The 13898-nt window shown below is 61.5% G+C and carries 15 protein-coding genes and 4 tRNA genes; 11 read left to right on the top strand and 8 right to left on the bottom strand.

Annotated features, from left to right (window positions below):
• Positions 1-51 precede the first annotated feature (51 nt).
• On the top strand, positions 52-372 hold the full coding sequence (locus AC1Z36_RS01785; RefSeq protein WP_105657875.1) for a thiamine-binding protein: 321 nt from the start codon (positions 52-54) through the stop codon (positions 370-372).
• Entirely contained in the window at positions 369-1058 is a 690-nt protein-coding gene (locus AC1Z36_RS01780) for an O-methyltransferase (protein ID WP_483561599.1), read from the top strand. The genes AC1Z36_RS01785 and AC1Z36_RS01780 overlap by 4 nt, the downstream gene beginning before the upstream one ends.
• Here the strand turns inward: AC1Z36_RS01780 and AC1Z36_RS01775 are convergent.
• Positions 1055-1435 (bottom strand): hypothetical protein, encoded by a 381-nt coding sequence (locus tag AC1Z36_RS01775; protein WP_105657877.1) that lies wholly within the window; start codon positions 1433-1435, stop codon positions 1055-1057. The genes AC1Z36_RS01780 and AC1Z36_RS01775 overlap by 4 nt on opposite strands.
• A gap of 152 nt (positions 1436-1587) precedes the next feature.
• On the opposite strand from AC1Z36_RS01775, the gene AC1Z36_RS01770 reads away from it, so the two are divergent.
• Both AC1Z36_RS01770 and AC1Z36_RS01765 read left to right on the top strand, forming a co-directional pair.
• Positions 1588-2094 (top strand): N-acetyltransferase family protein, encoded by a 507-nt coding sequence (locus tag AC1Z36_RS01770; protein ID WP_483561598.1) that lies wholly within the window; start codon positions 1588-1590, stop codon positions 2092-2094.
• Positions 2087-2914 carry a spermidine synthase gene (locus AC1Z36_RS01765; protein WP_286134238.1) on the top strand — a complete coding sequence of 276 codons (828 nt, stop codon included), beginning with the start codon at positions 2087-2089 and terminating at the stop codon, positions 2912-2914. The genes AC1Z36_RS01770 and AC1Z36_RS01765 overlap by 8 nt, the downstream gene beginning before the upstream one ends.
• Here the strand turns inward: AC1Z36_RS01765 and AC1Z36_RS01760 are convergent.
• Together AC1Z36_RS01760 and AC1Z36_RS01755 are read right to left on the bottom strand one after the other, a co-directional pair.
• Complete coding sequence (locus AC1Z36_RS01760) at positions 2911-3420, bottom strand: DUF2087 domain-containing protein (protein WP_181148870.1); 510 nt, start codon at positions 3418-3420, stop codon at positions 2911-2913. The genes AC1Z36_RS01765 and AC1Z36_RS01760 overlap by 4 nt on opposite strands.
• A 92-nt stretch (positions 3421-3512) precedes the next feature.
• Positions 3513-4964 (bottom strand): NCS2 family permease, encoded by a 1452-nt coding sequence (locus tag AC1Z36_RS01755; RefSeq protein WP_181148871.1) that lies wholly within the window; start codon positions 4962-4964, stop codon positions 3513-3515.
• A gap of 169 nt (positions 4965-5133) precedes the next feature.
• Between AC1Z36_RS01755 and AC1Z36_RS01750 the strand changes: the two genes are divergently transcribed.
• Positions 5134-6111, top strand: coding sequence for a universal stress protein (locus tag AC1Z36_RS01750; RefSeq protein WP_332488837.1), 978 nt, complete (start codon positions 5134-5136; stop codon positions 6109-6111).
• Between the two features lie 77 nt (positions 6112-6188).
• On the opposite strand, the gene AC1Z36_RS01745 is transcribed toward AC1Z36_RS01750, so the two are convergent.
• Both AC1Z36_RS01745 and AC1Z36_RS01740 read right to left on the bottom strand, forming a co-directional pair.
• On the bottom strand, positions 6189-7889 hold the full coding sequence (locus AC1Z36_RS01745; protein ID WP_332488835.1) for an NlpC/P60 family protein: 1701 nt from the start codon (positions 7887-7889) through the stop codon (positions 6189-6191).
• Between the two features lie 778 nt (positions 7890-8667).
• A complete protein-coding gene (locus AC1Z36_RS01740; protein ID WP_332488833.1) occupies positions 8668-9039 on the bottom strand; it encodes a metallopeptidase family protein in 372 nt (123 codons plus the stop codon).
• Positions 9040-9177: 138 nt separating this feature from the next.
• On the opposite strand from AC1Z36_RS01740, the gene AC1Z36_RS01735 reads away from it, so the two are divergent.
• The 4 genes from AC1Z36_RS01735 (at position 9178) to AC1Z36_RS01720 (ending at position 9636) form a co-directional block, all read left to right on the top strand.
• A tRNA-Glu gene (locus AC1Z36_RS01735) sits at positions 9178-9250 on the top strand.
• A 55-nt stretch (positions 9251-9305) separates the two neighbouring features.
• Positions 9306-9379 (top strand) — tRNA-Asp (locus AC1Z36_RS01730).
• Between the two features lie 49 nt (positions 9380-9428).
• A tRNA-Phe gene (locus tag AC1Z36_RS01725) sits at positions 9429-9501 on the top strand.
• A 61-nt stretch (positions 9502-9562) separates the two neighbouring features.
• A tRNA-Asp gene (locus tag AC1Z36_RS01720) sits at positions 9563-9636 on the top strand.
• A 52-nt stretch (positions 9637-9688) separates the two neighbouring features.
• Here the strand turns inward: AC1Z36_RS01720 and AC1Z36_RS01715 are convergent.
• Positions 9689-10543, bottom strand: coding sequence for a DUF8083 family protein (locus AC1Z36_RS01715; protein WP_286134704.1), 855 nt, complete (start codon positions 10541-10543; stop codon positions 9689-9691).
• A 2-nt stretch (positions 10544-10545) separates the two neighbouring features.
• Positions 10546-11346, bottom strand: coding sequence for an exodeoxyribonuclease III (locus AC1Z36_RS01710; protein WP_105657885.1), 801 nt, complete (start codon positions 11344-11346; stop codon positions 10546-10548).
• A gap of 105 nt (positions 11347-11451) precedes the next feature.
• Between AC1Z36_RS01710 and AC1Z36_RS01705 the strand changes: the two genes are divergently transcribed.
• The gene (locus tag AC1Z36_RS01705) at positions 11452-12504 is read left to right on the top strand and encodes a 3-hydroxyisobutyryl-CoA hydrolase (protein ID WP_105657886.1); all 1053 of its coding nucleotides are present in this window, start codon (positions 11452-11454) and stop codon (positions 12502-12504) included.
• A complete protein-coding gene (gene mmsB, locus AC1Z36_RS01700) occupies positions 12501-13397 on the top strand; it encodes a 3-hydroxyisobutyrate dehydrogenase (protein ID WP_105662664.1) in 897 nt (298 codons plus the stop codon). The genes AC1Z36_RS01705 and mmsB overlap by 4 nt, the downstream gene beginning before the upstream one ends.
• Here the strand turns inward: mmsB and AC1Z36_RS01695 are convergent.
• A complete protein-coding gene (locus AC1Z36_RS01695) occupies positions 13392-13895 on the bottom strand; it encodes a MarR family winged helix-turn-helix transcriptional regulator (protein ID WP_105658003.1) in 504 nt (167 codons plus the stop codon). The two genes, mmsB and AC1Z36_RS01695, sit on opposite strands and share 6 nt — an antisense overlap.
• Positions 13896-13898 lie beyond the last annotated feature (3 nt).

Below are 13898 nucleotides of genomic sequence, written 5' to 3'. Positions count from 1 at the left end.
ATTGCCTGCAAGGCGGATGACAAGCACAAGGCGTAGTGGGACAGTGGAAGCATGATTGTAGCTTTCTCCGTAGCCCCAAGTAACGACAACCCCAACGGTTCGGTCCACGATGCAGTGGCCGAAGCGGTGAAAATCGTCCGCGATTCTGGCCTCCCCAATCGCACCAGCTCCATGTTCACCGAGATCGAAGGTGAATGGGACGAAGTCATGGAGGTAGTCAAGCAAGCCACCATGGCCGTTGGCCGATTCGGTTCGCGCGTATCGCTGGTGTTGAAAGCCGATATCCGCCCCGGTTACGAAGGTGAGCTCGATGGCAAAATCCAACGCCTGGAGAAGGCTATTGAGGATAGTGAGGAGAACATGCCGTCATGATCCACCATTCTGCAGAGAACCATGCCGCAGCCGTCGATGAATATTTGGAACAGGCGCTGGGGCTGCGCGTTGATGCCTTGGAGGCAGGCCGGGAGCATTCCCATAGTGCCGGGCTTCCACGGATTGAAGTCAGTCCTGCCCAGGGAAAGTTCCTCCAGCTGCTCACCGAGATCACAGGTGCCCGCAGGGTCCTCGAGATCGGAACCCTCGGGGGCTACTCCACCAGCTGGCTCGCCCGGGGCGTCGGTGCAGCCGGTACCGTCATCAGCTGCGAATTTGAACCCCTGCATGCCTCGATTGCGCGTGAGAACTTGCAGCGGGCAGGGCTTTCAGAACGTGTTGAAATCCGGTTGGGGGCCGCTCAGGGTTCCATGGATTCGCTGATTTCCAAACGCGTTGCACCATTTGACCTGATCTTCATAGATGCCGATAAGCGCAACAACGTGCCCTACCTGGAACGCGCATTGGAGCTGGCGCATTCAGGCACCGTGCTGGTGCTCGACAACGTGGTGCGCAGCGGCGCGGTCTTGGATGACCCATCCCGGAATGGGACGCAAGAAGCCGATGTTCGCGGAATCCAGGACTCTTTGCGGTGGTTGCGCGATGACCCGCGCGTATCAGCCACGGCGCTGCAGACTGTAGGCGTCAAGGGGTGGGACGGGTTCGCGCTAGCGCGAGTCCTCTAGCGCGTTGGATAGCGTTCGGGGCGCTCGAATTCGAGTTCCCCGGCTTCATCGTGCTTGAACGGCGGCGACTTCAGGATCAAGAAGTACACGCCCAATCCGCAGAGAATGCCCATCGGCGGTCCGACCCACAGGGCATAACCGGTATTGCGCACCAGCCCCGCAACTACCGGGCCAACCAGCATGGGAACGATGTAGTAGTAGTGGTCCGGTTCGGCCGGGCCCCAGAAGCGTTCGAACCTGGCCAGAATGCTGAAGCCGGCGGCTAGGAGAACGCAACCGAGCAAAATCACCCAGAAGGTCGAGGAAAGGCTGATGGTCAGGGTCAGGGAACCGACAAGGCCACCAGTCAAGGCAGCGTATTTTGTATTCCGGTTCAAGTCCGACCCTCCTTTGAGCCAAAAAGTTTACGACTACGTGAATATTTTTTCAAGCATTTGGACAGTCCGCAATACTACTTTAGTAGGAGGGGGCCTTGGTGCGTTGGAAGAAAATAGCGAAGTCACTGCCGTAGGCTAGAGAAGTGCCGCAAATGAACGACTACCGAATCCGACTGGCTACTGAACAAGACGTCCGCCCAGCGCTGCAAATGAAATTGCAAGCCTGGCGAGAAGCGTACGCCGCACTTCGCGATGAGTCCTTTTTCGCCCACCATGAAGGCCAACTTGATGGCCAGACAGCCTGGTGGGAACGCGGGCTGGCATCCGGAGCGCAATTCTTCATCGCGGAAGACCGTGATGGCCGCATCATCGGGCTAGCCGGTGGAACTCCGGCCATCGAAGAAGACCAGGATGCCGGAGTGGACGTCGAATTGGGCATGCTCTATGTCCTGGAAGAGTACTACGGTACCGGACTGGGCCAGCACCTCTTCGATGTTGTCCTTGGACAGCACGACGCCCTGGTCTGGGTCCTGCAAGGCAACGAGAGGGCCCTGGCCTTCTTCGCGAAGCAGGGATTCACGCCTGATGGAACCAGTGAAGCCCTGACTGGCAGCTGGGATGGCTTAATCGAACAACGAATGGTGCGCGCGCGTGGCTAGGGATGCCAAGGAATCAATGCTCGGAGAGTATCCGATCGACACCGGAACGGCGATCATTGAAGCTGATCCCTACGGCGCCAGCCGCTATATCCTGAAGGTCAACGGCGTGCCCTCCTCCCATGTGGACCTGGAGGACCCGGCCTACCTCGATTTCGAGTACATGCGCTGGATGGAACCGGTCTTCGCCATCGGTTTCCCGGCCGGGCAATACGACGGGCGCGCCCGCAAGCTGCGCGTGCTCCACCTTGGCGGAGGTGGCTGCTCCATGGCCCGCTGGGTCGCGGCCAGCTATGAAAACGCCCGGCAGGTCGTGGTGGAGCTGGATGCCAAGCTGGCCGAGCTGGTGCGCGTCCACTTCGAGGTTCCGCGCGCTCCGCTGGTACGCCTGCGCGTGGGAGACGCAGCCCAGGTGCTGCCCACCTTGAGCGATGCGAGCCGCGATGTGATCATCCGCGATGTCTTCGCCGGGAGCACCACCCCGCGCGTGCTGACCACGGCGGACTACGCCCGCGAAGCCCAGCGCGTGCTGGATGCCGGGGGCGTCTACATCATGAATTGCGGCGATACCGCGGACCTGTCCGGCGCCAAGGCGGAAGCCGCGACGCTGCTGGAGGTCTTCGAGCATGTGGCCATGATCGCCGACCCGCCGATGCTCAAGGGCCGGCGCTACGGGAACATCGTGTTCCTGGCCAGCGACGAACCGCTCAAGCTCGGCCCTGCATTCGAACGCAGCCTGCGCACTGCGCCGTTGCCGGCGCAGCTGGTTTCAGGGGCGGCAGTGCAGCGCTTCGCCACCGGGGCCGTGCCGATTACCGGCTAGCTCCCGGGGCCCATCCGGTATCCGCTCCCGTCTGCTGCGCGCTGCAGCAGGCCGTGGTCAACCATGTAGCGGCGCAGCAGCGCGACGTCCGGGTGGAATACCCGCAGCCGTTCATTGAGCTGCTCTTCGCGCAGTTCGTCCCCGGCTCCTATCACCGCATTGCGCAGGTAGACCAGCACTTCATGGCGGTCCGCTGGTTTCGCCGGGAGGCTATGCAGCCGGTGTCCGTCGAAGAAGCGGCGGATCCCGACGCGGTCGGCCTTCGCGGCCGAGGCCGAAGCCAAGGTCTTCTCCAGCAGTTCGTCGTTCAGCGCCCAGCCGGACCCCTCTTGGCGCAGAAGCCCGATGCTGGCCCAGCGCTCCAAGTCCTTGCGTTCGGACTTATTGGCCTGCTCGGGTACCCCGTGCCCGCTCAATACCGCCCCGAGAAGCCGGCGCATCGAGGGGTTCTTCAAGCCTGCGGCCACCTGGATCCACTGCCCAGCGGTGTTCTGCTGATCGCTCATAGTGCCCATCCTAGCCAGTTCCCGCCGGGCCGGAGGCAAAAAACGCCCCGTCATCGCCGGAGCAATGACGGGGCGCCTGGAGGGCTTCGGGGCTATTTGACCCCGGCCCACATCTCAATCAGTCCGATGCCGAAGAACAGCACGAAAGCCGCGGAAACAACCCACATCAGCGGGTGGATTTCCTTGGCGCGGCCCTGCGTGGCGCGGATGAAGACGTAGGAGATGAAGCCGGCACCGATGCCATTGGCGATCGAGTAGGTGAACGGCATCAGGGTGAAGGTCAGGAAGGCCGGCAGCGCGATGCCCCAGTCGTTCCAATCGATCTTGGAGACCTGGGTGATCATCATGAAACCGACCACGACCAGTGCCGGCGCCACGGCTTCGAAAGGCACCAGGTAGATCAGCGGGCTCAGGAACATCGCGACGATCATCAGCAGGCCGGTGACTACCGAGGCCAGGCCGGTACGGGCGCCCTCGCCGATTCCGGCGCCGGACTCCACGAAGATCTGCGCCGAGGAGCTGGAGGTGCCGCCGCCGACGATCGCGCCGGCCGCATCCACCAGCAGGACCTTGTCCACGTTGGGGATCTGCCCGTTCTCGTCCATGGAACCAGCTTCGGAAGCCAAGCCCACCATGGTGCCCATGGCATCGAAGAAGATCGAGAGCAGGATGACGAAGGCCAGCAGCGAAGCGGCGGTGGCGCCGATCTTGCTGAAGGCGCCGAACACGCTGACCTGGCCGATCAGCGACAGGTCCGGAAGGGTCCACTCGGGCAGCGACGGAACCACCAGCGACCAGGTATTGGTCTCCATCGCGCCGATGTGGAAGACGGCTTCGAGGATGTTGGCAAGGATCGCAGAAACGACGATGCCGATCAGGATCGCGCCCTTGACCTTGCGCACCACCAGGGCCATGGTCAGCAGCAGGCCGACAACGAAGACCAGGATCGGCCAGCCCATCAGCTCTCCGTCGAAGCCCAGGCCCACCGGAACGGTGGTGTTCGCGGCATCCGGGAGGCGCTGGACGAAGCCGGCGTTGACCAGGCCGATCAGTGCGATGAACATGCCGATGCCCACCACGATGGCGGTCTTCAATCCGGCTGGAACCGCATTGAACACCGCGGTCCGGAACCCTGTGAGCACCAGGCCGAACATGACCACACCCGCAATGAGCACCAGGCCCATGACATCAGCCCAGGTCAGTTCCGGGTTGGTTGCCACGGTGATAGCGACGAAGGCGTTGACGCCCAAGCCGGTAGCCATGGCGAATGGGTGGCGGGCCCAGATGCCCATCAGGATGGTCAGGATGCCGGCGACAAATGCGGTCACCGCGGCAACGCGCTGGATGCCCAACTCGCCGCCCGAGGAATCGGCACCGGAAAGAACCAGCGGGTTGAGGACGACGATGTAGCTCATCGCGAAGAAGGTGGCGATGCCGCCGCGAACTTCGGTGGAGAACGTTGAACGCCGTTCCGAAATCTTGAAGTATCGGTCGATGCGCGCGGCCATAGCATTCCCGGACGCGGTTTGTGTGGAGGAGGACATGGAAAAATTCTATGACGTTTCGGGCGCTGATTCATATCGATCCGAGTGTCCAGTAGGCTGTACGCGAAAACTTTAGACCCAACTCACACCTAGAACTGCGGAAGCAAGTACATTGGTGGTAAGGGAAATCACATCCCGTTATATCTGAGGTAGTTGAGGAGCGAGTCTGATGAGTGACGAAGCACCAGTCGCAGCAGAGAAGATTGAAGGAATTGTCGTTGGCGTGGACGGATCCCAGCAGAGCAGATGCGCTTTGCGCTGGGCCGAACGCGAAGCGGTACGCCGCGGCAGCGTGTTGAATATCGTGTCCGCCTACACCATCCCGGTGTTCGCCGCGTCCTCCATGGACGCAGGCTACTCGACCCTGGATGACGACCTGATCCGCGGGGGAGCCGAGGACATTGTGCGCCAGGCGCGCGCAGAGCTTGAAGGCAGCACGGCGGCCATCCGCACCTATATCGAATCCGGGGACCCGTCCGGCGTGCTGCTGGACCTGAGCCAGGACGCCGAATTGGTAGTGGTCGGAACCCGTGGCCGCGGTGGCTTCGTTGGCCGCCTGCTCGGCTCGGTGTCCTCGGCACTGCCCGCGCACTCCAAGTGCCCGACCGTCGTGGTTCCGCTGGCCATGGCCAAGGAGCAGGAAGAGGCCGGTGCCGCCGCGGCGTCGAACCGCAACTGCATCGTGGTCGGCGTTGACGGTTCAGACCGCGCGCGTTCAGCGGTGCTGGCAGCCGCGGACGCGGCCATCGCCAGCGACCTGACGCTGCGCCTGATCTGCGCGGTGCCGCCGGTGGGGGCGGCGCTGGCATGGATGCCGGCGACCGTTGACCAGGAAGCCGTGCTGGAAGATGTGCGCTACCAGATGAGTGTGGGCTCCAAATGGCTGAAGTCGCACTATCCGGCGCTGAAGATGGAAACCGATGTGGTCTCCGGGCCTCCCGTCGAGGTGCTGATCCGCGAATCCGAGCATGCGGTACTGACCGTCACCGGCTCGCGGGGCCGCGGCGGCTTTACCGGGATGCTGCTTGGCTCAACCTCGCAGGGCGTCTTGCACCACTCCAAGGGCCCGGTGATGGTCGTGCCGGACTCGGATGACCCTCGCCTGGAGAACCGCAAGGACTTCGATACGCGGGCGCAGGAGCAGTGACCGCACGCCTGTAGCCAGAATGCAGGAAGGCCGCACACCCAAAAGGGTGTGCGGCCTTCGTGCTCTAGGGGTGGCGCTTAGTAGCGGGCTGCCTTCGGGTAGAGGTTGTTGACGTAGCTCAGTGGAGTCACCGAGATGCCGGCGTTCGGGTTGCGAGCGTGGACGACCTGGCCGTTGCCGATGTAGATGGCTACGTGGTAGAACGAGGAACCGCCGTTGGAAGACGAGAACACCAAGTCGCCTGGGCGCAGGTTGCTCAGCGACACGTACTGCGGGGCGCTAGCGAACTGCTGGGACGAAGTACGTGGCAGGCTGATGCCGGATTTGCCGAAAGCTCGCTGCGAGAAGCTCGAGCAGTCGAAAGCATCGGGACCGTTGGCACCGTAAACGTAGTACTTGCTGGGATCATCCGCGGTCTTCAAGGCCCAGGAAAACGCTGCTGAGTAGTTGCTGCCGGACTGCGGCGCGACTTCAGGCTTCGGCTCCGGCTTAGGTTCCGGCTTTGGCTCAGGCTTAGGCGCTGGCTTCGGGGTGACCTTCGGCTTGGGCTCCGGCTTTGGCTCAGGCTTGGGTGCCGGCTTCGGGGTAGCCTTCGGCTTCGGCTCGGCCTTTTTGGTGGGTTCCGGCTTCGGTTCGGCCTTCTTGGTTGGCTTTGGCTCCGGCTTTGGCTCGGCCTTCTCGGTTGGCTCTGGCTTCGGCTCGGCCTTTTTGGTTGGCTCCGGCTTCGGTTCGGCCTTTTTGGTCGGTTCCGGCTTTGGCTCGGCCTTTTTAGTTGGCTCCGACTTCGGCGCTACGGGAGGCTCAACAGCTTCCGGCTCCTCTTCAACCTTCTCAGGCTCCGGCTTGACCGTTTCCTCTTCAGGTTCGGCCTGCTCCAGCTCACGTGGCTTTTCAACCGAGAGCGGCTGAACGGAGTCTTGCTTCGTTTCGGGAACCTTGGCGGTTTCCTCTTCGGCGATGGCGTCCGCGAGAGCTTTTTCCTGCTTCTGCGTTTCGCGCTCTTCAACCGCCTGGCGAACCTCGGCCTCTTCCTTCTGCTTCAAGGTGGCGAGGTGGCCGATCAAGTCATCGCGCAGCTGCTTCTCAGGTGCGATAGCTGCTTCGTAGGTGGACAGGGTGCTGTTCGCGGTCGCTGCGGCTGCGTCATAGTTGGCTGCAGCTTCTTCGGCGGCGTTCTGTGCCGCATCAGCATATTCCTGCCAAGCCGAAACGAGGCCTTCGGCCTCGGTGGCGGTGTTGACGGACTGGACCTTCTGTTCGCTCAACGCGTCGATGGTAGCGGCCTTGTAGAACAGGTCGCCTTCCTGGTTGTCATCAAGGAGCAGGCTCAGGGTCGAGGTGCCTGCGCCATTGCGGTAGATATCCGAAGCGATAGCACCCAGATCGTTGCGGCTCTGCTCCAGGTAAGTCTTTGCGTACTCGAGCTGTTCTACAGCCTTCTCGGCCGCAGCGGTGCGCAGATCGCGCTCTTCGCCGGCGGTGAGCAGGGATTCCTGAGCCTGAGCGGCCTCAGTTTCAACGCGCTTCAGTTCGGCGCGGCTGGAAGCCAGGGAAGCTTCGATGCGCGCGATCATCGCGTTCGTCGAAGCCTTATCCTTCTTTGCGTCCTGGACCTCTGCGTCCGAAGGTAGCGCGGAAGCGCTAGGTGCGGCAGCGATGGCCACAGACTGAGGAAGCAGAGCTGAAGTAGATGCGGAAGCGGGCAAAGCGCCTGCAATGCAGGACACAGCTAGGGCTAGGGTGCTTGCAGCAACACCGAGCGTGTGGCGAGTAGCCATATCGTTCCTCACTAAGTACTTGGATGACGCGGAGTGCGTGAGTCGTGACCTTCACCGATGAGTAGGTCACGATTCGGATAAGACTCCAAATAGCACATTAGGCCAATTAAGACACGCTTGGCAACACTGTTCACATCAGTCACATGAATCCCATTCGTGTAATTCGCCTGGGTATTCGGCGGTGATCTGCGAAGATAGTGGCATTTGGGATCTGTGTGGCTGATCAAGAGTGGCTGGGAAATTACTCAGACATATATCTCGCCTCGTTACCAAGGTATCGATTGTCGTGAAGCTTGGGTAACGTGCCGGAGGGGAATGTGCGGCTGCAAAAAAGGTTTGCCTTTAAAGGGGAAGGTACTCCGGGAGGGCGCAAAGCTCTGCTTCGCTGGGTCTGCCTCGGAGGCGCCGGCTCCAATGGCGAAATCCTTTTGAAGGGGTGCGGTGCCGTGCTCCCAATCGGGATCACCTCGCTGCCCTTGGTGGCGGAGGGGCCCCGAGCCGCTGGGTGGACAAGGGCAAGGGACATGCCAGGTTCCTCCGGCTAGCTGCACCTGATCACGCCCGGATAAAGCAGCCGCTAGCGGAGCAACGGGAAACCGACCGGCGCGCCAATCGTTGCGAAACGGATTTTGGGCGGCTTGCCCGCCGGTCGACTGGACCCGGGTGGCGATTCCAAGCGCCATGCCTGTGCTTTGGGTCTCTTTCGACCTCGATGCGACCACTGCATTCGAGTATTTTTGTGAGGCAGATCTCAAAAGAAGATTCTGCGGATTCGGGGCTATGACCACCCTAAATCGTGCAATTTCGCGTCGTCGATTCCGAAGTGATGGGCCACTTCGTGCATCACTGTAATCCCAATTTCCCGCACTACATCTTCACGTGTTTCGCAGGCTCGAAGCGTCGGATTCTTGAAGATCGTTATGCGGTCGGGAAGTGCGCCCGTGCCCCAGTCCAGGTCCCGTTCCGTGAGTGCAATGCCCTCGTATAACCCCAGAATTTCAGGGTTTTCGGGTTCTCCTGGAGGCGGCTCATACTCGTCTTCGATGAAGAAAATGACGTTGTCCATCATGGCGAATGCAGCCTCCGGAATGGCGTCGATGGCCTGCTCGACCAGGGTCTGGAATTCGTCGTCATCCATCTCAAAAAGCATGCTTCCAGACTAGGCCCGCGCACCCGATTTGGCATGGGTGAAACTCGTCCAGGTGCCGATTTTGCAAAAGCAAAAAACACTGCGTATAGTTATTGGAGTCCGCTACGGAGAAGCAAGAAACCGAAGCGAACAACTTAGGCCCCCATCGTCTAGCGGCCTAGGACACTGCCCTTTCACGGCAGCGGCACGGGTTCGAATCCCGTTGGGGGTACAAACAACCATTTTGTGGTTGTCAGATGGAGAAATCCATTGGCTTGCGAAAGCAAGGCCCTGTAGCGCAGTTGGTTAGCGCGCCGCCCTGTCACGGCGGAGGTCGCGGGTTCAAGTCCCGTCAGGGTCGCTCAATTTACTATTTCAATAGTAAATTTGGTGTCCACTTAGTGGTACCAGGCTCTGTAGCTCAGTTGGTAGAGCGTTCGACTGAAAATCGAAAGGTCACCGGATCGACGCCGGTCGGAGCCACGCAGGCCCTCGGTTTATCCCGGGGGTTTTACTGTGTGACTTGAATTTATTCAAAGCACTAGGCCCTGTAGCGCAGTTGGTTAGCGCGCCGCCCTGTCACGGCGGAGGTCGCGGGTTCAAGTCCCGTCAGGGTCGCACACTAAACAGAAGCTCCGGATTCCGGGGCTTTTGCTGTATCCAGGGGCAGTTAGTTCGCGCGGCCAAGATGCCGCGGTCCAATCCAGCGATTGCTCAGCCGGCGATATGCGGCGGCGGCGCTAGTCATGTCCTCGTCTTCCAACGCCTGAATGCCGTGCATCAAGTCGTTCGCGGAATCATCGGGCCACACAATTTCTGCCAACAGGCCATAATCCAGTTCAATGACCGATCTGTTGTCGAAGGATTCCAGCCATCCGCCAAGGCTGCCCAGCTCCTCGAAGAGCTGCGACTGCGGCGCATGGGATGCCAGCGCTTGGACTGCCCAAGCCAGGCGGTCAATGGCTTGTTCGAAGGTGGCGTACATGCGAACCGTCTTCAGCTGCTCACCGCTGTGAACCAGCTCGTGCTCGTCGTCCTCGCGGAAGAGGGCAAACCAGCCCAGCGGGATGCCCCATGAAGAGGTCCTCGTGTGAAGATGGGTCAGGTCATTGGCCAGGCGGTCGGCATCAACGCGTTGTGCGTTAGCCTGCCGCGCTGCCGGCGGTACCAGCAGGTCGAAAACCTCGGCCCGCATGGCTTCTTCGGCTTGTTCGGCAGCGAGCAGGCTGCGTGCCTGCAATTGCCCCGGGCAATAGCGCGTGTGCTCGGCCCCTTGGTAGTCCAAGGACTTCACGCTGCGGAAGAATTCCGGCTCATTGTGCGGGAACGGGTCGGAGACATGGCGCAGGGTGCGGCTCCACAGCCGCTCGTTCTCGAAGTCATCCCACTGCTCCGCGGTGCGCCGCGGGGTACGCAGGATGATGGACTGGGCCCAATCCTCGAAAGCATCCAGCGGCTCGTAGACGCGCAGGTGCGCTGTAGCTGCGGTCAGCTCTGCGGCGGGCCCAATCATCTTTGCCGCCATGACTAGTCGGCCAGCTCCACGATGACCGGGGCGTGGTCGCTGGCGCCCTTGCCCTTGCGTTCTTCGCGGTCAATGCTTGCGCCGGTTACGCGTGCGGTGAGCGCAGGCGAGGTGAGCGAGAAATCGATGCGCATGCCTTCGCCCTTCGGGAAACGCAACTGCGTGTAATCCCAGTAGGTGTATTCGCCTTCGGTGTGCGGGCGCACGACATCGGTGAAGCCCAGCTCCTCGAAGGCAGCGAAGGAGGCGCGCTCTGGCGCCGAGACGTGGGTCAACTTGTTCTCGAGGAAGAAGTCGATATCCCACACGTCTTCGTCCTTTGGCGCGATGTTCCAATCGCCCATCAAGGCAATCTGCGCCTCGGGGTTTTCCGCCAGCCATCGGGCGGATTCCTGCTTGAGCACATCCAGCCAGTTCAGCTTGTAGCCCATGTGCTCATCATCCAACGCGCGTCCGTTGGGTACATACAGGCTCCAGACACGCACTCCGCCACAGGTTGCCGCGATGGCGCGAGGCTCCTGGATCGGATTCTTGCCGGCCTTGCCGAATTCCGGCTGCCCGGGGAAGGTGCGCTCAACATCCTCGAGGCCAACGCGAGAAGCGATGGCAACGCCATTCCACTGGTTGACTCCGAAGTGCGCTACCTCGTAATCGTTGTTCTCGAACAGTTCCCAGGGGAAATTGTCGTCTTTGCACTTAGTTTCCTGGATAGCCAGGACATCTACATCGGTACGTCGCAGCCAGTCCTCAACACGGTCGGCGCGGGCTCGCAGCGAGTTCACATTCCAGGTTGCAATCTTCACTAGTTCAACCTATCAAGTTTGCTGTCTTGTGCCACTTCAATTTAGTTGGAAGTCCGAGTATATTCGACACTAGTAGGTGACCTCAATCACTCAAAGGAGAGTCTGTTGCCTGAGATTCTGACCGAACGCCGGGGGCACCTGGGGCTCATTACGCTGAACCGGCCGAAGGCCCTGAACGCCCTCAACGCGGACATGTGCCGCGACTTCCTCGACGTGCTGCTGGAATGGCGCGATGACCCGGATATCGCCCAAGTAGCGGTTATGGGCGCAGGGGAGCGCGGCCTGTGCGCCGGCGGGGATATCGTGGCGATCTACCGGGATATCTTGGACCGCAGCGGTGCTTCGGCTGACTTCTGGCGCATTGAATACCAGCTCAACGTCCTGATCGACGAGTACCCCAAGCCGTACATTGCGCTCATGGACGGAATCGTCCTTGGCGGCGGCATCGGCATCTCGGCGCATGGCAGCCATCGCATAGTTACCGAAACCAGCCGTTGCGGCATGCCGGAAGTCGGTATCGGATTCTTCCCGGACGTAGGCGGAACGCATTTGCTGGCGCGTGCCCCGCATGCGGCCGGACGATTGGCGGCATTGACTGGAATGAAATTCGGCGCGGCCGACACCATCGCTTTGGGCCTGGCCGACTCGTATGTGCCCGAGGCCCGGATCCCCGACGTGCTCGCAGACCTCGAGGTCCAGCCGGCCGCGTCGGTGCTGGCCAGCTATGCCGAGACTCCGGAGCCTGGCTTCCTGCACGAAGAATGGGTGCAGGCCTTTGGCGAGGCAAGCACCCCAGCGGTCATGCGTGCACTGGAGCTGCACGAGTACCCGCAAGCCCAAGAGGCGTTGAAGGCATTGGGCGCCGCCTGCCCGAGCTCGGTGCGCTTGGCCGAAGAACTGATCCACCTGGCTGGAGCGGATTTGAGAAAAGACCTGCAGCGAGAGTATCGGGCTGCCGTTCACCGGCTTGATGACCCCGATTTCGCCGAGGGGATTCGCGCCGCGGTCATCGACAAGGACCGCACCCCGCAATGGACGGAAGCAGTCCCGGGGCTAAGCCCGGGCCAGCGCACGCAACGGCATTTGGAGCCCCTGTTCGGGGCAGAACTAACTTTCGCACTGCTCGGTGAAGATCTAGCGGAAAAGAGCCACTCATGAACGCAAAACCAGTTATCGGATTCCTGGGCATGGGCCATATGGGATTGCCCATGGCCATCAACCTGCACAAGGCAGGCTACCGGATCAAGGGCTTCGACGTGGTTCCTGATGCGGTGCAGGCCGCCCGAGAAGCAGGCATCGGCACCGTGGCTACCGGAGCCGAGGCGGCCGCCGGCGTGGACATCGTCATCACGATGTTCCCTTCGGGCAAGCACGTGCTCGATGCCTACCGCGAATACCTGCTCGATAGCGCCAAGCCCAATACGCTGTTCCTGGAGTGCTCCACCATCGACGTAGCGCAGGCCCGTGAAGCGGCGCAGCTTGCGGTCTCCGCGGGGCATCGAAGCGCCGACGCTCCGGTGTCCGGGGGCGTGGTCGGGGCAGAAGCGGGGACTTTGACGTTCATGCTCGGTGCGCAAGCCGAAGATCTCGGAGAGATCACCCCGCTGCTGGAGCACATGGGCAAGCGGATCGTGCACTGCGGCGGGTACGGCGCAGGCCAGGCCGCCAAGGTCTGCAACAACATGCTGCTGGGCATCTCGATGATTGGCGCTGCCGAGGCCTTCGTGCTCGGAGAACGGCTGGGCTTGGAGCACCAGGCGCTCTTCGATGTCATTTCCTCCGCGTCGGGGCAATGCTGGTCGGTCACCACCAATTGCCCGGTGCCCGGACCTGTGCCTGCTTCCCCTGCCAATCGCGATTACCAGCCAGGATTTGCCGCAGCGCTGATGGCCAAGGACCTCGGCCTGGCAGCTAGCGCGCTGGAGCATACGAGTACCGATGCCCAGCTCGGCTCCCTGGCCGCAGCGCTGTACCGCAAGTTCAGCGATGAGGGCGATGCGGGAACCGATTTTTCCGGGATTATCAACGCGATCCGCGACGGATCGCTATAGGAAGTCCCCGGAGGCCTTGCGGAATCGGGCCAGGATCTCGAAAATCTCGGTGGCGTCGGTGCCGGAGAGATCGCTCTGGGCAAAGAGCTTTTCGTTCAGATCGCCGCGGGCCGCTGGCAGCACTTGCTGGCCTGCGGCCGTGAGTTCCAAAAGGCGGGTGCGGCCGTCGGTCGGGTGCGGGATGCGCCGCACCAAACCGGTAGCTTCCAGGCGGTCTACCGAATTGGTCAGGCTGGTGGCGTGGACCTGCAGGAGCTGGCTGGCTTGGCTCATGGGCAGGGAGCCGCGCTTGGAGAAACCGAGCAAGGCGAGTACTTCGAATCGCGCAAAGGTCAGCCCGTGCGGCTTGAGGATGGCATCGGCTCGCTGCAGGTAAATCGATGCCGTGCGCATCACCGCGGTAATTGCGGCCATGGAGTCGGCCTCGGCTGACCATCCATGGGAAATCCATTGTTCCCTGGCTTGCGCGATTGGATCGCGTGAGAGCGGAGAAGTCATGTG

This window comes from Glutamicibacter sp. BS14, assembly GCF_056934375.1.
This window is presented reverse-complemented; position numbering and strand designations above follow the sequence as displayed.